The following is a 22891-nucleotide window of genomic DNA, read 5'->3' on the forward strand; positions in this document are numbered from 1 at the left end:
ACACAATTCCTTGAAGGTAATTAAATGATTCTATTAGATTTAAATTTCGGATTATTTAAGTGAAGTATTTATCTCATCCATTTGTTTAATCAACTCTACTTTCAAGCATTGTCATGCCTTTTCCACATCTAGATATAGCTTTTCATATAGTTGACCAGATCATCTTTAAACTCATTATCATCCAATGCAAATTCGATTGAGGTCTTAAGCCATTCGAGTCTGTTTCCAATGTCATAGGTTTTGCCTTCAAATGCGACTCCATAAATTGAATCCAGTTTTTGAAGGGCATCGGTAAGCTGAATTTCACCGCCAACTCCATGCTCTGTCTCATCAATCTTGTCAAAAATATCTGGTGTCAGCACATACCTGCCCATTATTGCAAGGTTGGATGGTGCCTTATCCATTGGTGGTTTTTCAACCAGTTCTTCGATTTTGTAGATGTCCTTTTCAGCTTCGATTCCTTTAATGATTCCATATCTTTCAACTTTTTCTGGTGGAACCTCTTCAAGAGAGATTGCAGATGCATTGTACTTATTGTAAACACCTATTAACTGTTTGGTACATGGGGTGGGACCTTTAGTGATCGAATCACCTAAAAGAACAGCGAAAGGTTCTCCTCAAATATGTCTTTGGCCGCATTTGATTGCATCGCCCAATCCGTTTTGCTCTTTTTGTCTGACACAACAGATGTCTGCCAAGTCAGTAATTTTTCTGATTTCCTTAAGGTCATGGTCTTTTCCTGCCTTTTGAAGGTTGTATTCAAGTTCATAGTACTTGTCGAAATGGTCTTCAATGGATCTTTTGTGTCTTCCTGTGACTATGATGATGTCATTGATTCCTGAAGCCACTGCCTCTTCGACAACATACTGGATGGTTGGCTTGTCATAGACCGGTAACATTTCCTTTGGTTGAGCTTTAGTTGCGGGAAGGAACATGGTTCCTAATCCTGCGGCGGGAATAATTGCTTTCATGTATTTATATTGTATTTGGCTATGGATAAATTATGTGGAAAATCTTGGTTTTGATTTTGTGTTATAAAGACACGGCGGATGATTTTTTAACATTTTATGGTGGTTCCCATTTGCTCACAAATTTAGTTTTTTTTAGACACAAGTTAGTTTAGGTTTATTCTTTTTTAGTAACAATATTTTTAGTCACAAGTTAATTTAGGGTTATACTTTTTTAGTAACAATTCTTTCATGAACATTGGTTTTGCAGAATATTTTGAATGAAAATATACGTTGGATGATTTTTGAATAAGTTTTTATTAAGAGATTATTAAGACTTATCCCTTTTTAGTAACAAGGTTTAGATAAGTTTTTATTAAGTTTTTATTTAGTTATTATTTACACTTATCCCTTTTTAGTAACAATGTTTTTTCAGAAATACGTATATTTCTGCTTAAAAAAGAATATGGAGACTAAACTCCACTATCGTATTACATAATCAATCTTGCTTAATGTATGGCTCATCCATGACGGAATTGTTAGTTAAAGATAATTTGAAGAATATTTTTGATAGTTAGTAAAATCAACCCACAACCGACTGATATAATCAGCAGTTACCTGAAATGGAGATTTCAATATCCTATCAGTTTCTTCTTTTAAAAACCAACACTGCCAGGGACAATAAAAGCAACACAAGAGGATTGCCTGTCTCATGACTTCCATTCACTTTGGCGAATCTAGTCTTTTTAAAGGATGCGTTTGTGTGATTTTGTGTAAGGTTCTCTTTGATGTTTGTCTGATTTGTAGTGTTTTGGGAAGTGCTGTCTGATCCATTTCCTGTTGAGTTTTGAGTCAGGTTGTTTTGAAGAGTTATGTTTCTGAAATATATCTTGTATGCGAAGTAATTCTGATACTCGTTGATGTTGGATATGAAGTTTCTGAAACTATAAACCATTTCAGTGGTGTCGTTGACTTTCAAAACACCATCATTGGGCACCTTGACAGTTGCAGATTTCTCGATGATTTTTTCATATAATGTCTGATTGAACTTACTGAACTGCTTGTTGTCGGTGAATTTCCAAATCATATGCTGGGTGGCAATGACGTCACGCTGTGACTCCTCATAGAAATATACAAAGAATGTTTTTATGTTATTGTCGACATCCTCGTCATGGACATAGAACTTATCGCCCTTTTCAGCTGAATGCTCACCCCATTCAATACAATATCCCTTGTACCCGTCGCTGAAGCTGATATTGGAATCTCCGCTTTCAAGAGCTTCAGTCATAGGCTCATCTGATAGGTACTGAGTAGGATTGTCCACAACAGTCGTGTTGTTCCCGGCCATGACCGGGAAAATTGTTATTACCAGTATGGCAAAAATGAGAATTAATTTCATTTTCATGGTGATATGTATTTTGGGTATTATATAACTTATTTTCCATTTGGAAAATTCTAAAACAGGGTTAGTGGGTTAAATTTAACTAATTATAGGGGATTTTATGTTTATTGATGAAAATGAGTGTTTTAGTTAATAAGGTTATAATTAGTGTGGAATAGAATTAAAACAATCTTACATAAAATCAATTTAAAAATCAAATAACGTTGTTTGTTTTGGCTCAATATATCTTATTACTTCAGTATCAATTAGATTATCACTTTCTTTTAGGTGTCCAAGCAATAATGGTGATTTCTCATCATGCAACTTAATAACATTCTTAGGAATATCAGGTTTTCGATTTGCGTAGCAATATTTACACTCACTTAAACAGGAATTATATGCTCCAATATCTCTTGAAGGAATACAATGACAGTTTTCTCTAATTCCACTAGCTTTAACATTTTTATAGACCACACCATGTGCCTGTTCCAATATTTCACGAGTTGTGCAACCTGCAGCATGTATACCATATTTTTCATAGCTTTCATTTGTTGCACAGGTTTGCGTATAAAGATTATACTTCTCGGATATCTCACCAATCCCTTTCAATAGCCTCACTTTATCATCATCAGTGAGTGGAATTATTTCAGGCATATTCTCTTCAACTTTTTTGTACATGTCCACAAAGCTGAATATGCATCTGTAAACCAAAGAGGCAATAGCTTCAGCCATATACTCAAAAGTTTCCAGATGTTTTTCAACTGTATATTTTTCAGTAAGCAGTATAGGGTCATATCTCCAGAGAATCTTATTCCTACCGACAATATCAGATAGTCTTTCCAACGTTTTAATAGATTGATTTATTGTTGGAACTTTAGGTTCTATATCCTTGCCGTATGCAGTAATCGTGTAGTTGCACAGAATATTGTATTTTTCATCAATACCTCCTATATGTTCCAGTATAGGTTGGTAGTTTTTGGAGCAAAACAGCAAGCACTCCACATCTTCAGGCCTTAAACTTAACTTATACACATTCTCTCTTGCAAAGGGATTTCTTGAATATGCATATCCTTCACTAAGCCTGTTCAGTAGCCATGGAGTGTAGTAGTTCACTATGTCTGTTCTTCCGCCAACATTTATTATCATTTTATCACTTACTATTTTTGGTGATTATCACATTTTTTATTTGTGTTTTGGCCAGACTTATGGAGTCAGTTCTTACAAATAAATTTTGTTCAAGACAACATGATTATTTCTGAATAGCAATAGCTATTCCTATTTATTGTCTGAATATCCGTTAAATTTTAGCTTTTTGAACGAAATTGCAAAACTTTAATTACAGAAGAAAATAATACTATTATCTGTAGTGAGAGAAAAGTAGTAGATAATTTCTATACTATTTGCATAACAATATTTACATCCGTGAAGACATGTGTTATATGCTCCAATATCCCTTCCAAATAAACAATTACATTCACGAATTGTGTATTTTCCTTTAGGGATTTTTAAATTATTTCCAATAGCTCTCTCAAGCACTTTTTGTGTCATACATCCGCTTGAGTCAAATCCGAATTTATCAAGAAGTGTTCCCTCAACACAGGTTTTCATCTGAATGTCATATTCAGCAGCTATTTTTGAAAATTCCTCACCAATAAAAAGCATTTCATCACGTGTAACTTCACGAACTTCAGGAAAATTTCTTAAAACCTTTTGATATAAGTCAATAAAGCTTATTGTGCAGTCTTTTGTATATCCTTCAAGTTCACTGGCCATCCTGGCAAACATTTCCACATGAAAATCCAAATCATATTTATCTGAAATAAAAATCGGATCATATCTCCAGGATACTTTACCCTCACCCAAATAACTGGACAATTCTTTAAATGATTTTATTACTTTTTTAAAACTTGGAACATTTACTTCAATATCTCTTCCATAAGGTGTTATTGTTACAAACCAGAACTGTGAGTATTTATCAAGCTGTTCAATATTGTCAAGTAATGGTTTTGGATTTTTTGTACAAAAGCAAAGACAGTCGATTATTTTAGAATCAAGTGAATATCTGTAAATATCATCATTATATGGGTTTTTAGTACAAACTGATCCTTCTTCAATTCTGTTTAAAAACCATTTACTAAAAAAAGCGGGAATATCGGTTCTTGAACCAGTATTAATTAACATAAAAAAGAAAAAAAAGTTAAGAGATTTTATAAATCTCTTCCGAAAATGTGTACTGCTGCAGTACCACCGGTACCTCCAATGTTGTGGGTCATACCGATTTCTGCACCGTCTACTTGACGTTTACCCGCTTCCCCTCTAAGTTGCCATACGACTTCAGCAGCTTGAGCAATACCGGTTGCACCTAATGGGTGTCCACGTGCTTTAAGACCACCAGAAGTGTTGATTGGGAAATCACCATCAATTTCTGTTTGTCCTTCTTCAATAGCAATTCCACCTTTACCTTTTTCAGCAAATCCTAAGTCTTCTACTGCTAAAAGTCCGTTGATTGAGAAACAATCGTGAACTTCAGTTAAGTCTATGTCTTTTTGAGTTACTCCTGCCATTTCGTAAGCTTTTCTAGATGCGACTTTGGTAGATTCGATTGTGGTTAAATCTTTTCTGTCGTGTAAAGTCATTGTTCCGGAAGCCTGTGCGGAAGCTTTAATGTAGACTGGAGTGTCAGTGTATTTTTTAGCATCTTCAGCTGGAACCATTACTACTGCTGCTGCTCCGTCAGAAACTGGAGAACAGTCAAATAAGGTTAATGGGTCAGCTACCATAGTTGCGTTTAATACTTTATCAACGTTAATTTCAAATGGGAATTGTGCATTTGGGTTTTTAGCTGCGTTTTTGTGGTTTACTACGGAAAATTGTGCTAATTGTTCACGAGTGGTTCCGTATTCGTACATGTGTCTTTTAGCAATCATTGCGTATAAGGATGGGAAAGTAGCTCCTTGTTGTGCTTCCCATTCTTTATCGGATGCTGTAGCAATAGCTGGGGTAGCGTCAACTACATCAGTCATTTTTTCTACACCTGCAGAAATTACAACATCATGATAACCGGATGCAACTGCCATAATACCTTGTCTAAGTGCTAAACCACCGGATGCACAAGCTGCTTCAACTCTGGTAGTTGGAATTGGGTTAAGACCAACGTGATCTGAAATAAGAGCTGCAATGTGTTCTTGTTCTACGAAAAGTCCGGAGGACATGTTTCCAACAAACATTGCTTCAATGTCTGCACCGTCAATATCAGCGTCAACTAAAGCTTTTACTCCTGCTTCAGCAATTAAATCTCTGAATGATGAATCCCATAATTCACCGAATTTTGTTTGTGAAACTCCAATAATAGCAACATCTCTCATATTTTAAGCCCCCTTACATTTTAATTTTACCTTTATATTTAGCATATACTGCATAATCAACATAGGTTTTATTGCTGATAATATCTTCAGTTTTTGGAGCTAAGTCTCTTCTTTGTTCAATTTCATCTTTAACAGTAAGTGTGAAACCGTCACTTCCTGCACCTGAACCGTATGAAACAACAAATATTTTGTCTCCAGGTTCAGCAACATCTAAAATGTTGGATAATGCTAATGGAACTGCTCCGGAGTATGTGTTTCCAATATTAGGAGTGAGTAATCCTTGTTGGATTTGCTCGGTTGTGAATCCTAATTGTTTACCTGCTCTTAAGTAGAATTTACCGTTAGGCTGGTGGAAACAAGCATAATCATAATCTTCAGGTTTTGAGTCAGTTTCTTCAAATAACATTTTTGCAGCACCTAATACATGCTTGAAGTAAGCTGGTTCTCCTGTGAAACGTCCACCGTGAGATGGGTAGTCTTCACCTTCTCTTCTGTAGAAGTCAGGAGTATCAGTGGTGTAACTGCAGGTATGTTCAATATCAGCTAAGGTATTTTTCTCACCGATAATGTAAGCAGCACCACCAGCAGATGCAGTGTATTCTAAAGCATCTCCAGGAGCACCTTGTGATGTATCAGCACCAATAGCTAAAGCGTATTCAACCATACCGGAGTCTACAAGACCCATGGACATTTGAATACCAGCAGTACCTGCTTTACATGCAAATTCTAAATCTGCAGCAGTTAATTTTGGTGTTGCGCAAACTGCTTCAGCAACAATGGAAGCAGTTGGTTTTACTGCATACGGATGGGATTCAGAACCCACGTAAACAGCACCAATATCTTTTGGATCAATTTGAGCTCTTGCAAGAGCATATCTAGCAGCGGTTACTGCAATGGTTGCAGTATCTTCATCAGGAGAAGGTACAGATTTTTCGTTAACGACTAATCCTCTTGATAAAGCAACAGGGTCATCTCCCCATACTTTAGCAATTTCTTCTACTTTAATTCTATATGAGGGAACATGTGCCCCATATCCTACTATTCCTACCATAAAATCACCTTAAAATAATAATATTAAAGAAATTAGTAAATTAATTTAATCATACATATTTTATCATTATTATTATATAAAATTAACTAAAAATGTAATAAATTTAAACAAAATAAGAATCTATAAAAAAAAGTAATTTTCATTAAAAGGTGCAGTTGCCGGGATTCGAACCCGGGTTGTAGGCTTGGAAGGCCCAAGTAATAACCAGACTATACCACAACTGCATAAAAAATGCGGCGTCCGGGATTTGAACCCGGGTCTCTAACGTGGCAGGCTAGAGTCTTAACCAGGCTGGACTAACACCGCATATGACAGTCAACACTATTACTTATGTTTTAATGGTATATATACTTTACTATTTTTTCCCAATAATTTGATTAATAATCATTTTATCTTCAGAATCAACTGTCCTGATTAATAAGATTACACTAAAGTACACTACAACTGAAACAACCATAGCAACCCATAAATTCAAATTAAGCACATATAATACTCCTGCAAGTACACATGAAGCAAATATAATCTTTAATATATCAAATACAAAGTGCTTATCCGGAAGCTGGCCGATTTTCTTAACCATATACATTTCCAAAATCAATATTAGAATTTCACTTAACACTGTTGCAAATGCTGCACCATGAACAGAATATTTAGGAATCAATATGAAATTTAAACAAACATTGAACACTGCAGCTATTGAATAGATTTTTGTAACTGAGTATTCCTTGTGCGAAGCATTTAGTATTAATGAACATGCACCATTTATAAAAAGGAAACATACGGTCCAGATTAATATCTGTAAAACTCCACCTGCTTCCATAAATTCTGATCCGTAAATTGCAATCAAGTCATAGCCGTAAAATGTGGTAAATACAGCTATTGGAAGAGTTACAAGTGTCAAATATTTCATTGACTTTATAAAACTCATGTTTAATAAATCTTTTTCTCCAACAAAGAGTTTACTCATAACAGGGAAAACTGCTGCAGTATATATTGAATAGAAAAGATTTAAAACATTAATTAGCTTGTATGCTGAGTTATACAAACCGGTAGCATAGGTTGATGAAAACTGAGTAATCATAACTACATCAATTGAATAGTAAATAATGTAGAATATACCGGTTAGTGCAAATGGAATACCTGCTTTTATCAATTTTTTGTAGAATTGGAAGTCAAATGTAAGCTTTGGCTTCATAATATGCTTTCTCATTGCATAGTATGCATAAAACATTCCAGCTAAATTAGCAAAGATATATGCAAAGGTAATTCCAAGTAATCCCCAGTCGGTAAGTACAACAAGTACAATAAATACAAAGGTCAATACATTAAAGACTATGTTTGTAATAGCCTGATATTTCATTTTCTCGTGAGCTTGGAAGGATGCAAAGAAGATATCGTCAATTGTTTTGATAAAGTACTCTAGAGCAAACAAAAGACAAATTCCAATTACATAACGCTTCCATCCGAGAAGTACAGTTGTAATAAAAATTAATGTAAAGTAGATAATAGCTAAAAATATTTTTAAAGACAGCGTATTGTTTACATATTTATCCTCATTTTCAAAATCAGTCGAGATGGATCTGACAATATAGGTACTGATACCAAATGTTGCAAATACACCGAATAATGTTGAAAGTGAAACTGCAGTACCAAAGATACCATAATCTGACGGCCCTAGATATCTTGCAGTTAAAATAGTCCAAACAAAAGCCAATACACTGGTTAATAGCTGAGAAACCATTAACCAACTCATATTAGCAAATACTGTCTTTACCTTATTAGCCATTTATATTACCCTTAATTTTTTCTTGCAGTTATACAAATCCAGTCGTTTTCTTCGTTAAAATGAGCTTTGAAGTCTTTAAATCCGGATTTTTTCAATGATTCTTCCAAAACGTCTTCAGAATATATTTTCATATCTAAAAGTTCTACCAAATCATCGTATTTTTCCATTTTGCCTTCATGATATACTGCTTCATTACAGAAAAATACTAATCCGTCTTTTTTAAGAACTCTGTTTACTTCTTTAAGGTCGTTTATAAAGTCAGGCCAGAAGTAAATGGTTTCAAAACCGGTTACAATATCAAATGTATCATCTTCAAATGGCATTTGTGAAACAGAACCCTGAATAACTTCAACAAGTCCTTCGTCAATAAATTCCTGATTTAATTTGGTGGATTTTTCAACACTTACTTCAGAATAATCAAGTCCTACGACTTTACCTTCAGCTGAAATTTGTTTTACAAATCTTTCAATGTTTTTTCCACCACCACAGCCGATATCAAGGATTTTGTCATTTTCTTTTATTTCAAAATGACTTACTCCCCACTGTGCCATGGATTCGTGGGATTTGTTCATTCTGTCAAGGATTTGGTGGCCTAATTCACCAACAGGTTTTCTTGCGTTTTTAATAAGTTCATTATCTTCCATATTATGTCCAGTGTTAACTTTATTATCTGTCATAATCTCACTTCATTCCTTTACGTGTTTTAATAGCTTGGCCTGTTTTTAATTCTTTGATTTCACAAGCACCAAGTAATGCTTTTCCGTATGCAAGTAACTTATCTTCTTCGTTTACAATCAATACTTCATCGTTTGATCTTATATCATCATCACAGTCAACGACGAATTTACAAAATACACTTTTTCCGTCAAGTGCAAATGGTTCTGAGTCTTTGTTTACTACAACTCTGTTTTTTAAACCAGGCATTGTAGCGTGAAGTCTTCTTGCACCTTCTTTTGATAATACCAAAAAGGAATCAGATGCTCTCATATTGACAATTAAGGTTTTACCATCATAGATGTGTCTGATTTTTCCGGTTTTTTTACTTTTTTCGATTTTGATATTACCAGTAAATAATGCTTCACCAGCACCGATACCAAACTGATAATCAGCAATTGCTTTTATCTTTTTAACATCATCTTTTGTGTATCTGATTTCTGCTTCTACGAGATTGTCATCTTCTTCGATTTCAAGGTCTTTTAATACTCTTGAGTGGATTAAGACCTGTTCGTAGTATCCTGAGAAATCATCAACAAATTCCTGTAAAAATTCAATTGCATCTACATCACGTATCTTTGGAGCTGCACTTTGACTTAATGGATAAACCTCGTCAACTTCAAGTGGTATTAAACCGAATGGAATGTCTAAAACCATGAAATCTGCATCGTCCAAATCAATTTCATGCTGGTCACCATAGCTGTAGAAATCTCCAAGTTTTCCTGAGATAAATTTGGAGTATGGTTTTCTTGATGGTGGAAGAATGACCAAATCTCTTTTTTTAGGCATTGCAATTAATTTTTGAACGTGCCTTAATACTTCAGGTCTTCCCAAGGATTCTGGTCCGGTGTAGAAAAATGCTGATTTTTTACTTCTTGGATCGTATTTTTCCAAGTCTTCAGCATACATTCCGAGCTGTCTTACTGCATCTAAAAGTGCAGGGTGAGCACGGCAGCGTTCTTCTACAAGTTCCATTAAACTTCCTTCGTAAATTGCCTGTCTGATACGTCTTAATTCTGCAAATGATACATGCAAGTTATGTTGAGCAATTAAATCTCTTCTTTGTTTTTTAGGCATTGCTCTTAAGTCGTCAGGAGTGTATTTGGTACATACTTCACATGAACATGGCATTTCATGTAAGTTTTCAAGTTTGTAGGTTCCTCTTGTTGTTAAGAATCTGTCATCTTCTGCATAAAGAATGTAAGCTGCTGAGTCGAATAAATCACAGCCCATTGCAACACATAAAGCAAAAATCATTGGATGGCCTGCACCCATTAAGTGGCGTGGTACGCTGTCGGATAATTCCTTCATTGAGTTCATTACAACATCAACAAGGTCTTTGTAGTGGTATGATTCCATTAAAGGAACAACTGCACCGATAGGATATAAATCAGCGCCAAGTTTTGAAAGTTCACGTGCACATTCCTGTCTTAAGTCTGTAAAAGTGGATCCTTGAACTACTGAATTTAAAAGCATTTCAATGTTGTTTTCTTTTTTAAATTCAACTGCTTCTTTTGCACGTTCAAGTGTAATTTCCAAATCACTTTCAGCCTTTTCTCTGTCTACAAACGGAGCGGTTGGAATATCAAGGCTTGTTCCTATATCGGTTTTGATTAATTCCTGGAATTCCAATACTTCCTTGTTTGTTATTTCAACATCCCCATAAACAGATAACTGGAATGAACCGGAATCAGTCATGATTGGACCATCGAAGTTAATGAGTTTATGTAATCCTTCATCGATTGCTTTTTGTTTTAGTTCTTCATCCTTGTAAATCAAATAAGCATTGGTAATAACGATATCTGCACCATATTTAGCAACATCTATTGCCTGTTTACGTGGGTGAATAACCGGCATTAATGCAGGAGTCTTTACATTACCATGTTTAGTTTTTAAAACTCCAACACGAGCCATATTATCTTTTGCTTTTATTTCAAACATTGTAAAACCTTTATTTTTAATTTTAATTAAATAAGAATAATTTTTAACTTTCTAAATCATGCTCCAAGAGCAATTAATTTATCTTATGTAAAATTTTTAATTAGAAATTATATAAATCTTGCTCATATATTATAAGCTACATTAATCTTATTAAAAAGAAATGCCAAAAATTAAGTTTAGATAAAAATGAGTTATGAAAATAATGCTAGAATAATTAATGATGATATTTTTGATTTGGTAAACGAATGTTTCCAACAGGAAAGAAGTAGTCAAAATAAAGAAAGTAGAGTTAATTTTTTTGATACTTACAACGATTTCTTTGTTTTAACAGACGATGGATCTTATTCTATTAATTCAAAAGAAATAAACAATAAAGTTGAAACATTACATACATCTACAGGTGCAATAAGTGAGTCATTTGAGAAATTTATAAAGCCAATGAAGTTTGACTACTCAAAAGACATTGCAATTTTGGATATTTGTGCAGGACTTGGATACAATTCCTCTGCTGCAATAGCTGATTTTATTAAAAACAGTACTGATTCAAATTTAAAAGTAGATATGGTTGAAATTTCAAAAGCAACCTTTGCATGTGGAATTTTAGTACCATCCCCAATACCAGAACACGACATTACCAAAAAAGCTATTGAAGATGAACTTGTTAAACAAAATTATGCATCATTAAGCCTTGAAGAATGTGAAATTCCCGAAAACATTGACATTAACGTGTTTATTGAAGATGCAAGACAAACTGTTCAAAATCTTGAAGATAACACCTACGATGCAATATTTTTAGATCCATTTAGTCAGAATATGGCACCGGAGCTATTTTCACTTGAATTTTTCAAGGAATTTAGAAGAATCATTAAAGACAATGGTATTATTGCAACTTACACTTCATCTGCACCGGTTAGAGCTGCTTTTATTGAAGCTGGCTTTTACATAGGTCTTGGACCAATATTTGGAAGAAAACAGGGTGGAACTCTTGCAAGTCCAAATCCTGAAATGCTTGACTATTCACTTCCTAAAAACGATGAGATTAGAATAGCTCTTTCTGATGTTGGAATTCCATTTAGAGACCCTGGTTTAAATAATTCTAGCGATTTTATCTTGGATAACAGAGCAACTGAAAGACAAGATGCACGTCACAACACCAAAATATCTTCTGCAGTTAAAACTCCTATATTTTTAGGAGATGCAATGGAGGATGATGAAAAACTAAAAAGACGTGTTGAGAGAAACCTTGCTAAAATGAATATTTCTTCAACAACCTCAAAAGAGGCATTTTACATTATTGAATGTGAAAATGAATATAGCGAAAACCAGGATAGTAAAAATAATTCTACTACAAGAATTTTAGATATGAAAAAAAGATTAAAAAAAGTTAAAGATGGAAATTAATCATCTATATAATTTCCACTTTTAAGTAAATAAGCCATGTCTTTAGTTGTACGAACAGGTTCACTGAGCATGGTTAAATCTCCACCAATACCACCATGATTGTGTCCAAATACAGACCAGTCAGAGTCACAGTTGGTACAGATAATTAAACCTTCACAGCTACCACCTTCACCATGAGCACTACTTGAAGGGGTTTCTGGGAACTGTCCATAATCAGTGTATTCGTCTTTAGCCCAGAATATACTCCAGTAAAGTTCGTGACTTCCACAGTATGAACAGGTTCTTACCAATTCAACTTTATAGAAGTAATATCCGTATTTTGAAGTTTCACCAGCTGCAGATGATCTTCCAATTACAAGAAGAGTTTTTCCATCTTCAGAAACACCGAATTTATCGTAAGCTTTTCCAGCAGACGGCTCCATTATGGTTATTTTTTTAGTTAATGTATAACCAGTGCTTAAATCCTTACAGACAACTTTATATTCACCCTGTGTAAGGTTAGCAACACTAACACTTGCAACACCGTTTGCATCGGTTTTAACAATGTGTTCTACACCATTAATTGTAATTTGCATTTCAGTATCAGCAGCGACTTTACCGTCCTGTTTTAAAAGAGTAGCTTTAAATGATTCCTTTCTACCTTCTTTGGTAGTTAAATCATCAGCCTTGATAGATGCTAATTTTACAACAACTTTAGTGCTTAAAGTATATCCAGTGTATGGATCAACTGATTTAAAGTAGTATGTTCCTTTGTTTAATTTGAAACTGACAGTTGCAACACCGTTTGCATCTGTTTTAGCAGTTTTCTTAACTCCATTAACATAAACATACATGTTAGCATTTTGAGCTAATTCTTCGCCTTTGTATAAAGTTACTTTAAACTTGGAGGTTACTCCACTAAACACAGACATTGATTTTGCTTCCAAAGTAGGTAATACTTCGAAAGTATTTGTTTTTTTCTCACCAGTATCAGTGTTGATAGACATCATAGAGTATTTCCCAGGTGGAGAAATAATCTTAATGGTAGCAACACCTTTTGAATTGGTTTTTACATAGAAGTATGTTCCTTTTGAGTAAAATTTAATGGTTTTGTATGCTAATACTTTACCGTTTTTACCGTAGAATTTTGCGGAAAATACTTTTGAACTTTTATAGTGTTTTACTATGTTACTTGCAGTAATTGAAGACTTAACAGTAACCTTATTTTTATGTTTGTATCCGTTAGGATGAACAGCCTGTATAACATAGGATCCAACACCTAAATTAATACTTAAAGTAGCTACACCCTGTGAATTTGTTTTTTTAGAATAAGTTTTGCCACAAATTATAAATTTGACATACTTATTAGCTAAAGGTTTACCGCTAGAGTCTATGAATTTAGCAGTGTATGTTCCCACATGCTTGTATGTTGTAGTAACATCACTTGCAGATACAAGAGGTTTTACAACAATTGAATTTACATCGGTCAAATTTCCGTATGAAACATAACCAACATAGTTTCCAGGATTTAATCCTATAAGCAATGAAGCCTGACCTAACTCATTAGTCACTTTAGTGTAGTTTTTACCTAAAATAGTGAAAATGAGTTTTTCATTAGCTACAGGAACACCATTGTTAGTCAAGGATGCTGTGAAATAAACTTTATCTTTATGATACATTTCCACACCCTCAGAACTTAAAACATAGTTGTCTTCTTGTTGAGTAATTTCATCATTTGTGGAATTTTGTAAAACCATCGATGGAGGTTCCACTTCCTCACTAGTTAATATCTCATCAGTAGAATTTGAATCTACAGCACAAACTGCAGAAACTGATAACATGAAAACTAGTGTTAATAAAATTACACTAATTTTTTTATTAAACATAATGTTCACTCCAATGAATATTTATCCTTATTTTCTTATAAAAACCTTTTGTTTTTCTAAAAAAGCACAAATAAGCCTAAATTTGAAAAATAAATAAATAAATAAGTTATAATAGTAATAAAAAGAATTAATTAAAACAAATAAGCAATAAAAGGCAAAATTAGACATAAATCAAAAACATCAAAATAAAAAATTGTAGATAAAATATTTAAAAGTTAAATGAAGTGTAAAGCAAATATTAGTTTATTTATATTCTTTAACTAATAAATAATTATATAAAAATCATTAGAACTAAAAATAAAGCTTAAAATTAAAGTTAATTGAAAAAATAAGAAAAATAAGGTTAAAAACCTTATTCAACAGTCACACATTTTGCTAAGTTTTTAGGCTTATCAGGATCGTGACCTTTTTCAAGAGTAATATAGTATGCAATCAATTGAAGTGGCACAACATAAACAAGAGGTGCAATAATTTCACTTACTTCAGGGTTAATTGCAATTACATTGCTTGCTTTGGATTTAAGTGCTTCATCATCACTTGCACCAATAGCTAAAACATTTGCTCCACGGGATTTAACTTCTTCTAAATTACTCATGGTTTTTCTGTATGAATCTCCAGGAGGTACAATAACAACAACCGGAATTTCATTGTCAATTAAAGCCAAAGGACCGTGTTTGAGTTCTCCAGCAGCATATCCTTCACCATGGATATAAGTAATTTCTTTAAGTTTTAGTGCTCCTTCAAGAGCAGTTGGGTAAGTGTAGCCTCTTCCAAGGTAGAAGAAGTCAGGAGCATAGTTGTATCTTTTTGAGATGTCTTTAATAAAGTCAACATCTTCAAGAACTTCATCAATGTAATCAGGAACTTTTTCTAGTTCTTTTAATAATTCTTCGTCTTTTGCAAGAAGTGCTGCAAACAAGTAAATTGATGTGAGCTGTGCAACATAGGTTTTTGTTGCTGCAACACCGATTTCAGGTCCTGCCTGAGTTTGGATTACATATTTTGCTCTTCTTGTAATTGATGAACCTGCTACATTAACAATACCTAATGTTTTTGAGGTTTCATTTGCAACATCCAACGCTTTAAGTGAATCAGCAGTCTCACCAGACTGTGAAATAAATACAACTAAAGTCTTATCATTAAGAGTATTTGCAGAGTATTTGAACTCAGAAGCTAAAATAACATCAGTTGGGATTCCTGCAAGTGATTCTATTAAGTATTTACCTGTAAGTGATGCGTGATAAGATGTTCCACATGCTACAAAGCAGATTCTTTGAATATCATCAATATCATCAATAATTTCCTGAATATGTTCTTTTTGAGTTAAAGTGTTTTTAACAGCAGTTGCCTGTTCGTTGATTTCTTTAATCATAAAGTGGTCATAGCCTTCTTTTTCAGCCATTTCAGGAGTCCAGTTGATTGTTTCTACTTCTTTGTTTACAACATTGTCAAATTCATCGTGAACAACAACACCAGTTCTATCTAAAACAACAATTTCTCCCATTTCAGGATAAATTATGTCACGAGCATATTTTAAAATAGCTGGAGAGTCAGATGCAAGGTAATATCCGTCTTCACCGATTCCAACAATTAATGGAGAATCTTTACGTGTTGCAACGATTTTATCTGGTTCATTGGTTGAAATTGCAGCAATTGCATAAGCACCATGGATTACTCCAATGGTTTTTCTAACTGCATGTTCTAAATCAAAGCCCTCTTTCATGTATTTTTCAATTAAGTGAGGAACAACTTCAGTATCAGTATCTGATTTGAATACGTGACCTTCACTTATTAATTGTTCTTTGATTTCCAAGTAATTTTCAATAATACCATTATGAACAATAGCCACATCCAATGCTTCATCAATATGTGGGTGTGAATTCAATTTGGAAGGATCTCCGTGTGTTGCCCATCTAACGTGAGCAATACCTAAACTTCCAGGCATATCAGATAAGTTTAATTTATTATCCACTTCTTCAATTTTTCCTTTGTCTTTTTTGATGTGGATTTTGTTTTCATCATAGGTAGCAAGTCCTATTGAATCGTATCCCCTATATTCCAATTTAGAAATACAGTCAAAAAGGATTGGTGCTACATCATCATCATTTTTTAGAATGCATCCAACAATTCCGCACATTTAATCACCTTGATAATTATAAATATCCTTATACATACTTACAACATCACCAATTATCAAAATAGCTGGAGTGTTGATTTTTTTATCTGAAATATCACCTAATGTGCCGAAAACCAAGTTTTGGTTAGGTAATGTTCCGCTTTCAATTGCACAAACCGGAGTGTCAGCTGAGCGATATTTCATTATTTGTGCTGTATTTTCTTTGATATTTCCAATTCCCATCAATATAATCAAAGTGTCAGCAGTATAGTCCCAGTGGACTTGACTTTCTGGTTTTGTAGGATCTTCATGACCTGTTACAACAGTAAAAGATGTTGCAACGCCTCTGTGAGTTACTGGTAGTCCAAGAGAAGTTGGTGCTCCAACAGCGGAAGTTACACCTGGAATAACCTCGAATTTGATATCATGTTCCATTAAAGCCAATATTTCTTCTCCTCCACGACCAAAGACAAAAGGATCTCCTCCTTTAAGTCTGACTACATTTTCATGACTTTGAGCTTGTTTTATAATTAACTCATTGATTTCATCCTGAGTTTTGTAATGCTCACCTGCTTTTTTACCTACATAGATTCTTTCAGCAGTTTCTGGAGCGTGAGCTAATATTTCTTCATTAGCTAAATAATCATATAAAACAACATCAGCTTTATTTAAAGCTTTGACCGCTTTAAGAGTTATTAAATCAGCATCCCCAGGTCCTGCACCAATTAAATAAACTACCATTATATCACTTTTTTATAAAAATCCTTTAAAGAAATTCAAACCATCATCAGAGCCAAATAAAGATTCACAAGCTCTTTCTGGGTGAGGCATCATAGCAACAACAAGTCCTGATTCATCACATACACTTGTAATAGCTTCCATGGACCCGTTAGGGTTTTTGCCTTCAAACTGTAAAACTATTTGGTCTTGGTCTTTTAATAAATCAATATCTTCTGTGTAAAATCTTCCTTCTGCGTGTGCAATAGGAAGGTCAATTATTTGATCTTTTTTAAATGCTTTTGTAAATGGTGTTCTGTTAGTTGAAACTTTTAATTTGGACCATTCACAGTTAAATTTAGGGTTTTCATTTGTAATGAAAATTCCAGGAATAAGGCCAATTTCACCTAAGATTTGAGCCCCATTACAAATTCCAAGAACAGGTTTTTCTTCTTTTACCAATTCTTTAATTCCATCAATTACAGGAGTAATGGAAGCCATTGCACCTGCTCTTAAGAAATCCCCATAAGAAAATCCACCAGGAATTACAATACCGTCAAAGTCAGTTAGTTTTTCTTCACTCCACCAGACGTATTCCGGTTCAAGACCTGCAAGAGTACATGCTTTTGCAACATCCCTGTCACAGTTAGTTCCTGGAAATCTAATTACTCCAATTTTCATTTTCTCACCTATTTACCGCAAGCCATGTTTTGTGGAATAACATTAATTTTATAATCGTGGATAACAGGATTACAAAGTAATCTTTCACACATGTCAACAACATTTTCCCTAATTACTTCTCTGTCTTCTCCTTCCATTTGGAATTTAATGATTTCATCGGTTTTTACGTTTTTAACTTCGTAACCAAGTAAATCAAGAGATCTTTCGATTGTAGTAGCTTCAGGGTTTAACATACCGCTTTTAAGTGAGATTTTAACTTCAATATCAAATAACATCTAAATCACCTTTTCATCTTCAGGCATAATTCTGTTATAAACTTCAATATATGCATCCATAACTTCGTCGTCTTTTCCTTTTCTGAATAATTCTTTATCTAACATCTCTAAGGTTTCACTGTCCCATAATCTGCATCCATCAGGAGAGATTTCGTCACCGAGTAAGATGTTTCCATCTTTATCTTTACCAAATTCGACTTTATAGTCAACAAGGATAATTCCAGCATCAGCAAAGAAAGCAGTTAAGATTTCATTGATTTTTAATGCTTTTTCGGTTAAGATATCGATTTCTTCTTGGGTAGCGATTCCTAATGCTTTGATAATTGAATCATTTAACATAGGATCATGGTAATCATCATTTTTGAAATCCATTTGAACAAGTGGCGGATCTAATTTAGTACCATCCTCAATTGGATATCTGCGTACCAAACTACCGGTTGCAATGTTTCTTACAATAACTTCAATTGGAATCATTTCAAGTTTTTTTGCAACCATGACATTAGGTTCTGGAAGATCAATGAATTGGGTGTCAATACCGTTTTCTTCTAATACTTTAAAGATTTTAGAAGAAATAACCGCATTGTATGCTCCTTTATTGTTCATTACTTCTTTTCTAGCACCGTCACCAGCAGTCATATCATCACTAAACTCAATGATTACTTTATCGTCATCATCAGTGTTGTAAACACTTTTTACTTTACCACTATTAATTAACTCTTTTTTGTTCATGATATCAACAGAATAATAAAATTATTATAATATAGTTTTTAGTTTTAATATTATATAAAAATAGTTAAAAAAATAAGAAAAATGGAATTTTTTTAAGAAAAAATTAATCTTAAAAAAATATTTAATTTTTGAATTTACTCCATACTAGGGAGCTTAGATTGATCTGAACTAAATGAAGAACCAATTAATTTACCAGTCTCTACATCGTACTGGCGGAAATTACCATCACTATATGTAACTTCACGATAATATCCTCCACCTTGTTGTCCATTGTATTTAATTTCTTCACTTACAATATAAGGTTCAGAAGAATCATCAGAACTATCAGATACATTATTAGCTGAAATATCAACAGTTACATTATCAGTATTATTATCTGCGACATCAACTTGAACATTATTTGAATTATCGTCATTATTCATAGAACTATACATAACAGTACCTCCAACAATTATTATTGCGATAATTACCCCAATTAAGATAATAACATAGTTTTTCATAATTTTCACCTCAATTAAAGTTCATTAGATATAATTATGCATAAGCATTAAAATACTTTTCTATTTTGGAAAAATAACTGATTTCAAGACGAATTCAAATAAGCGTTATTTTAGGCATTCTAAAATTTTCCAAAATCTATTTCGTTTAATACATGACAGACTCTTTCCTCTTCGGGAGGCAATGACATGTAATCACCAAATATGCTGCCCAATGTAGAATCCTGATTGTTTGGAATTTTTACTTCAATACCTTCAAACATAGCTTTTTTTACAGGTTTAAAGTCACTAATTTTAAAATAGCACTGCTCATTCATAGTTAAATCAGTACAGTAATCATAATCTTTGTTTTCATATTTAGTATAGACTTTCAATAGCCTATTTTTGAAAAACTTTGGTTTCAAACCAATAGCATTGAAAATAACGTGAAATACATTGATTAATTTTTGAACTATGGAAGTTTCCTCAAGTTTAATTGCAGATATTGCATAAAACTTAGCTAAAAGAAGACATCTTTTCATGTAAATTTGTCTTTTAAACTTATTGTTTGGGATTTTATCAAGAATAAATAAATCCAAATGAATTCCCATGTCAAATGAAACCTGATCATCCCAGAATTCTGCCCAGTAAGTTCCGTTTAGAGACATTCTACCAAACTGGAAGAAATATTCTTCATTGTACCTGGAATCAAAAATTGTGTATTTTTCACTTTTTTTATCTTCCATAACCTTAAGGAATTTCTCATAATCATCTCTAAACATTGCTATGTCAATATCATCATCCCATGGGATGAAACCTTCGTGTCTTACAGCTCCGATTTCAGATCCGTAAAATAAATAGTAATCAATATTATGCTCATCACAAATACTAATAAAATCCTTTAAAATCAACATTTCAACATCTTTGATGTGCTGAAGAGTATCGTCGTTTGTCATGTTATCTCCATTAGTATTTATTAATAGTATTTACATCATTATTTTCAAAGTCTTCCATCACTTTACAAATAGCTTTTGAAACATCAAAGTTGATATAAGTATTGTTTTTACCAAGTTCAATTGATTTTACAAATGCAACAAGCATGTATCTGATTCCTTCACCGTCCAACTGGTAGAAGTATTTTTTTGTATCTTCAAGGTTTTCATATCTAAGCTCGAAGTAGTCAGTTTTCCACCATGGTGCAGGAACGTAAGCATAACCTTTAGAACCGGAAATAACTAATTCCCCTTCTGATTTTACACTGTTTGCAACTTTTATTGATGCAACAGCATTATCATATTGTAAATCTATTTTTGTAAACAAGTCAAAATTGGAATTATCATCAAGCATCAATGAATTGATGGTTTTATTATTATAATCAACACCTAAGACTTGGAATATCGGTAAAAGTGCTGTAGGACCCCATGAAGTAATACTGTTCCAGGAATTTTCATCATATTCTCTTAAACTGGTACATGTTGCATCAATAGAGTAGACATCTCCGATTTTTCCACCTTTAAGTAATAAAAGAAGTCTGTTGTAAGCTGTTGAGTAAGCAGTTTTAATAGAATCCATTAATATTAAATCATTATCAATAGCTAGTTTTTCAAGTTCTGCGCATTCTTCTTCGCTAAGTGCAAATGGAGATTCACATAAAACATGTTTGCCCTGATTAAGAGCCTGTTTTATTTGGGAGTAATGCTTTGAAGGATGTGAGATTATATATACTGCATCAACCATTCCCAATAAATCATCATAGCTTTTAGCTATTGTTAAGCTATCTTTTTTGTATGTATCAATTTCATCATCGTTTGTTATGTATAATGAATTAACTTCAATACCATTAACAAGTTTTGATTCATCATAAAACTTTTTTAAGATATTTCCTTCACCAACAAGACCTAAATTGATGCTGCGTCTTTTAGATCTTATTTCAGAACTTGAAACACCTTTTGTTCTGTCAAGATAAATTACTTCACAGTATTCATTTAAATAATCAAAATGACCAACCCAGTCAGAACCTACAGTAAAAATGTCAACATCATATCTTTTAATGTCATCAATCTTTTGACCTTCGTATTCTTCGATGATGATTTCATCAGCAAGGCCGGTTGCTCTAACTGACTCTATTCTTTCCATTAATGACTGTTTAACATTGATTTTTCCTCTTGTTTTGTCAAAATCATCAGCAGTAACACCTACAATTAAGTAGTCGCCCAATTCTTTTGCTCTTTCAAGTAATCTTTGATGTCCGTAATGGAATAAATCATATGTACCGTAGGTAATAACTTTAATCATTTTAAGATTCCTCTTTTTTCCAAATCATGTAATGCATCAATAAGTACATCATTATCTTTTAGAGTTAAATTTCCGATATGGCCAACTCTAAACATTTTTTCTCCAATTTCTCCACCGTTTGGATTAACCCAAATACCATAGTCGTTTTTAAGTGCATCTACAACATCATCTGCTTTTGAATCAACACAAAATACTCCAGTAACTGAATTTCCTAAATCATTGCAATGAATTTCCAAAGGTAAATCTTCAATTCTTTTTCTAAAGTCACTAGCTAGTGTTGAAATTCTTTCGATTTCTGATTCAACACCACCTTGGCTTTTGATTTCTTTTAATCTTTGGTTGATTTGTAATAATATTGTTACTGCAGGAGTAAATGGAGTTTGGCCTCTCTCACCATTTTTTAAAATGTCTTTTAAGTCAAAATACATGCAGCTGCAGGTGTTGTTTTCAACTCTCTCAAGTGCATTTTCACCTAAAACAATTACAGAAATTCCCGGAGGACAAGCTAAAGCTTTTTGAGAACCTGTTATTACTACATCAATGTTTTTTTCTACCATATTCAATGGATTTGCTAAAAATGAACTTATTGCATCAACTACAAGAAATATGTCATTTTCACTACAAAAATCACTGATTAAATCCAAGTCATAATAAACACAGGAGCTTGTCTCACAGATATTTACTAAAAATCCAGTGTATTTAGAACCGTCATATGAATCCAATAATTCTTTGGTGATATTTTCACCAAAATCAAGTTTTATTTCATCAAATGGAATATTATGGAGTTTGCATAATTCAACAAAACGCTGACCAAATCCTCCACCATTTACGATTAAAACTTTATCTTCATCATTAAATACGTTCATGACAGTTGTTTCCATAGCAGCAGTACCTGATCCGGTTATAAAAGCAACTCTTGAATCTTCACTTGCATAAACAAATTCTTTCATTAATTCTTCGTTTTCAAGCATTACTTTTGAAAATTCGTCATTTCTAAAATAAGGAGTTTGTTCACCCCCGATTTCAAGAACTGCTTTGCTACTCATTACCGGCCCAACAGTGAAATTTAACATTAAATCTACATCCTTATAATAATATAATAAAAAAAATTTATTAATTAATCTTTATATAAACTTAATAAAAAGAAATAT

General features: G+C 33.2%; 19 protein-coding genes, 2 tRNA genes and 1 pseudogene. 1 reads left to right on the forward strand and 21 read right to left on the reverse strand.

Annotated elements, in window-relative coordinates:
• Positions 1–128: 128 nt before the first annotated feature.
• From galU to tgtA, 11 genes and pseudogenes are all read right to left on the reverse strand, one after another.
• Positions 129–971: pseudogene (galU, locus tag PUD86_01270) on the reverse strand (UTP--glucose-1-phosphate uridylyltransferase GalU).
• 619 nt (positions 972–1590) lie between these two features.
• The gene (locus PUD86_01275) at positions 1591–2352 is read right to left on the reverse strand and encodes a hypothetical protein (GenBank protein ID MDD6775917.1); all 762 of its coding nucleotides are present in this window, start codon (positions 2350–2352) and stop codon (positions 1591–1593) included.
• 183 nt (positions 2353–2535) lie between these two features.
• Complete coding sequence (locus PUD86_01280; GenBank protein ID MDD6775918.1) at positions 2536–3474, reverse strand: DUF1848 domain-containing protein; 939 nt, start codon at positions 3472–3474, stop codon at positions 2536–2538.
• A gap of 186 nt (positions 3475–3660) precedes the next feature.
• Entirely contained in the window at positions 3661–4509 is an 849-nt protein-coding gene (locus tag PUD86_01285) for a DUF1848 domain-containing protein (protein MDD6775919.1), read from the reverse strand.
• A gap of 26 nt (positions 4510–4535) precedes the next feature.
• Positions 4536–5693: a thiolase domain-containing protein gene (locus tag PUD86_01290; GenBank protein ID MDD6775920.1), complete on the reverse strand. Its 1158-nt coding sequence runs from the start codon at positions 5691–5693 to the stop codon at positions 4536–4538.
• Between the two features lie 13 nt (positions 5694–5706).
• Complete coding sequence (locus PUD86_01295; GenBank protein MDD6775921.1) at positions 5707–6744, reverse strand: hydroxymethylglutaryl-CoA synthase; 1038 nt, start codon at positions 6742–6744, stop codon at positions 5707–5709.
• 150 nt (positions 6745–6894) lie between these two features.
• Positions 6895–6968, reverse strand: a tRNA-Gly gene (locus tag PUD86_01300).
• Between the two features lie 8 nt (positions 6969–6976).
• A tRNA-Gly gene (locus PUD86_01305) sits at positions 6977–7050 on the reverse strand.
• Between the two features lie 49 nt (positions 7051–7099).
• Complete coding sequence (locus PUD86_01310; GenBank protein MDD6775922.1) at positions 7100–8530, reverse strand: flippase; 1431 nt, start codon at positions 8528–8530, stop codon at positions 7100–7102.
• An 11-nt stretch (positions 8531–8541) separates the two neighbouring features.
• Positions 8542–9207, reverse strand: coding sequence for a class I SAM-dependent methyltransferase (locus PUD86_01315; GenBank protein MDD6775923.1), 666 nt, complete (start codon positions 9205–9207; stop codon positions 8542–8544).
• Positions 9208–9211: 4 nt separating this feature from the next.
• On the reverse strand, positions 9212–11185 hold the full coding sequence (gene tgtA, locus PUD86_01320) for a tRNA guanosine(15) transglycosylase TgtA (GenBank protein MDD6775924.1): 1974 nt from the start codon (positions 11183–11185) through the stop codon (positions 9212–9214).
• Between the two features lie 186 nt (positions 11186–11371).
• Between tgtA and PUD86_01325 the strand changes: the two genes are divergently transcribed.
• Positions 11372–12586 (forward strand): MnmC family methyltransferase, encoded by a 1215-nt coding sequence (locus PUD86_01325; GenBank protein MDD6775925.1) that lies wholly within the window; start codon positions 11372–11374, stop codon positions 12584–12586.
• On the opposite strand, the gene PUD86_01330 is transcribed toward PUD86_01325, so the two are convergent.
• The 10 genes from PUD86_01330 to PUD86_01375 all read right to left on the reverse strand — a co-directional run bounded on the left by PUD86_01330 (position 12583) and on the right by PUD86_01375 (position 22813).
• Positions 12583–14451, reverse strand: coding sequence for a SpaA isopeptide-forming pilin-related protein (locus PUD86_01330; GenBank protein ID MDD6775926.1), 1869 nt, complete (start codon positions 14449–14451; stop codon positions 12583–12585). The genes PUD86_01325 and PUD86_01330 overlap by 4 nt on opposite strands.
• Positions 14452–14803: 352 nt before the next feature.
• Complete coding sequence (gene glmS, locus PUD86_01335) at positions 14804–16588, reverse strand: glutamine--fructose-6-phosphate transaminase (isomerizing) (protein ID MDD6775927.1); 1785 nt, start codon at positions 16586–16588, stop codon at positions 14804–14806.
• Positions 16589–17308: a uroporphyrinogen-III C-methyltransferase gene (gene cobA / locus PUD86_01340; GenBank protein MDD6775928.1), complete on the reverse strand. Its 720-nt coding sequence runs from the start codon at positions 17306–17308 to the stop codon at positions 16589–16591.
• Between the two features lie 12 nt (positions 17309–17320).
• Positions 17321–17965: a phosphoribosylformylglycinamidine synthase subunit PurQ gene (gene purQ / locus PUD86_01345; GenBank protein ID MDD6775929.1), complete on the reverse strand. Its 645-nt coding sequence runs from the start codon at positions 17963–17965 to the stop codon at positions 17321–17323.
• An 8-nt stretch (positions 17966–17973) separates the two neighbouring features.
• Positions 17974–18240 carry a phosphoribosylformylglycinamidine synthase subunit PurS gene (gene purS, locus PUD86_01350; protein MDD6775930.1) on the reverse strand — a complete coding sequence of 89 codons (267 nt, stop codon included), beginning with the start codon at positions 18238–18240 and terminating at the stop codon, positions 17974–17976.
• Complete coding sequence (locus PUD86_01355; GenBank protein ID MDD6775931.1) at positions 18241–18969, reverse strand: phosphoribosylaminoimidazolesuccinocarboxamide synthase; 729 nt, start codon at positions 18967–18969, stop codon at positions 18241–18243. It abuts the gene before it with no gap.
• A 134-nt stretch (positions 18970–19103) separates the two neighbouring features.
• Complete coding sequence (locus PUD86_01360) at positions 19104–19469, reverse strand: flagellar protein, FliL (GenBank protein ID MDD6775932.1); 366 nt, start codon at positions 19467–19469, stop codon at positions 19104–19106.
• A gap of 119 nt (positions 19470–19588) precedes the next feature.
• Positions 19589–20401: a LicD family protein gene (locus tag PUD86_01365; protein MDD6775933.1), complete on the reverse strand. Its 813-nt coding sequence runs from the start codon at positions 20399–20401 to the stop codon at positions 19589–19591.
• Between the two features lie 10 nt (positions 20402–20411).
• Positions 20412–21740: an adenylyltransferase/cytidyltransferase family protein gene (locus tag PUD86_01370; GenBank protein ID MDD6775934.1), complete on the reverse strand. Its 1329-nt coding sequence runs from the start codon at positions 21738–21740 to the stop codon at positions 20412–20414.
• The gene (locus tag PUD86_01375; GenBank protein MDD6775935.1) at positions 21737–22813 is read right to left on the reverse strand and encodes an aminotransferase class V-fold PLP-dependent enzyme; all 1077 of its coding nucleotides are present in this window, start codon (positions 22811–22813) and stop codon (positions 21737–21739) included. The genes PUD86_01370 and PUD86_01375 overlap by 4 nt, the downstream gene beginning before the upstream one ends.
• Between the last annotated feature and the right edge of the window lie 78 nt (positions 22814–22891).

Source organism: Methanobacteriaceae archaeon (assembly GCA_029219465.1).
Lineage (GTDB): Archaea > Methanobacteriota > Methanobacteria > Methanobacteriales > Methanobacteriaceae > Methanocatella.

Bases quoted from the DNA above. Each gene is read 5' to 3' on its own strand.
- PUD86_01275 (MDD6775917.1), bottom strand. From the start codon at position 2,352: ATGAAAATGAAATTAATTCTCATTTTTGCCATACTGGTAATAACAATT.
- PUD86_01280 (MDD6775918.1), bottom strand. From the start codon at position 3,474: ATGATAATAAATGTTGGCGGAAGAACAGACATAGTGAACTACTACACT.
- PUD86_01285 (MDD6775919.1), bottom strand. From the start codon at position 4,509: ATGTTAATTAATACTGGTTCAAGAACCGATATTCCCGCTTTTTTTAGT.
- PUD86_01290 (MDD6775920.1), bottom strand. From the start codon at position 5,693: ATGAGAGATGTTGCTATTATTGGAGTTTCACAAACAAAATTCGGTGAA.
- PUD86_01295 (MDD6775921.1), bottom strand. From the start codon at position 6,744: ATGGTAGGAATAGTAGGATATGGGGCACATGTTCCCTCATATAGAATT.
- PUD86_01310 (MDD6775922.1), bottom strand. From the start codon at position 8,530: ATGGCTAATAAGGTAAAGACAGTATTTGCTAATATGAGTTGGTTAATG.
- PUD86_01315 (MDD6775923.1), bottom strand. From the start codon at position 9,207: ATGACAGATAATAAAGTTAACACTGGACATAATATGGAAGATAATGAA.
- tgtA (MDD6775924.1), bottom strand. From the start codon at position 11,185: ATGTTTGAAATAAAAGCAAAAGATAATATGGCTCGTGTTGGAGTTTTA.
- PUD86_01325 (MDD6775925.1), top strand. From the start codon at position 11,372: ATGAGTTATGAAAATAATGCTAGAATAATTAATGATGATATTTTTGAT.
- PUD86_01330 (MDD6775926.1), bottom strand. From the start codon at position 14,451: ATGTTTAATAAAAAAATTAGTGTAATTTTATTAACACTAGTTTTCATG.
- glmS (MDD6775927.1), bottom strand. From the start codon at position 16,588: ATGTGCGGAATTGTTGGATGCATTCTAAAAAATGATGATGATGTAGCA.
- cobA (MDD6775928.1), bottom strand. From the start codon at position 17,308: ATGGTAGTTTATTTAATTGGTGCAGGACCTGGGGATGCTGATTTAATA.
- purQ (MDD6775929.1), bottom strand. From the start codon at position 17,965: ATGAAAATTGGAGTAATTAGATTTCCAGGAACTAACTGTGACAGGGAT.
- purS (MDD6775930.1), bottom strand. From the start codon at position 18,240: ATGTTATTTGATATTGAAGTTAAAATCTCACTTAAAAGCGGTATGTTA.
- PUD86_01355 (MDD6775931.1), bottom strand. From the start codon at position 18,969: ATGAACAAAAAAGAGTTAATTAATAGTGGTAAAGTAAAAAGTGTTTAC.
- PUD86_01360 (MDD6775932.1), bottom strand. From the start codon at position 19,469: ATGAAAAACTATGTTATTATCTTAATTGGGGTAATTATCGCAATAATA.
- PUD86_01365 (MDD6775933.1), bottom strand. From the start codon at position 20,401: ATGACAAACGACGATACTCTTCAGCACATCAAAGATGTTGAAATGTTG.
- PUD86_01370 (MDD6775934.1), bottom strand. From the start codon at position 21,740: ATGATTAAAGTTATTACCTACGGTACATATGATTTATTCCATTACGGA.
- PUD86_01375 (MDD6775935.1), bottom strand. From the start codon at position 22,813: ATGTTAAATTTCACTGTTGGGCCGGTAATGAGTAGCAAAGCAGTTCTT.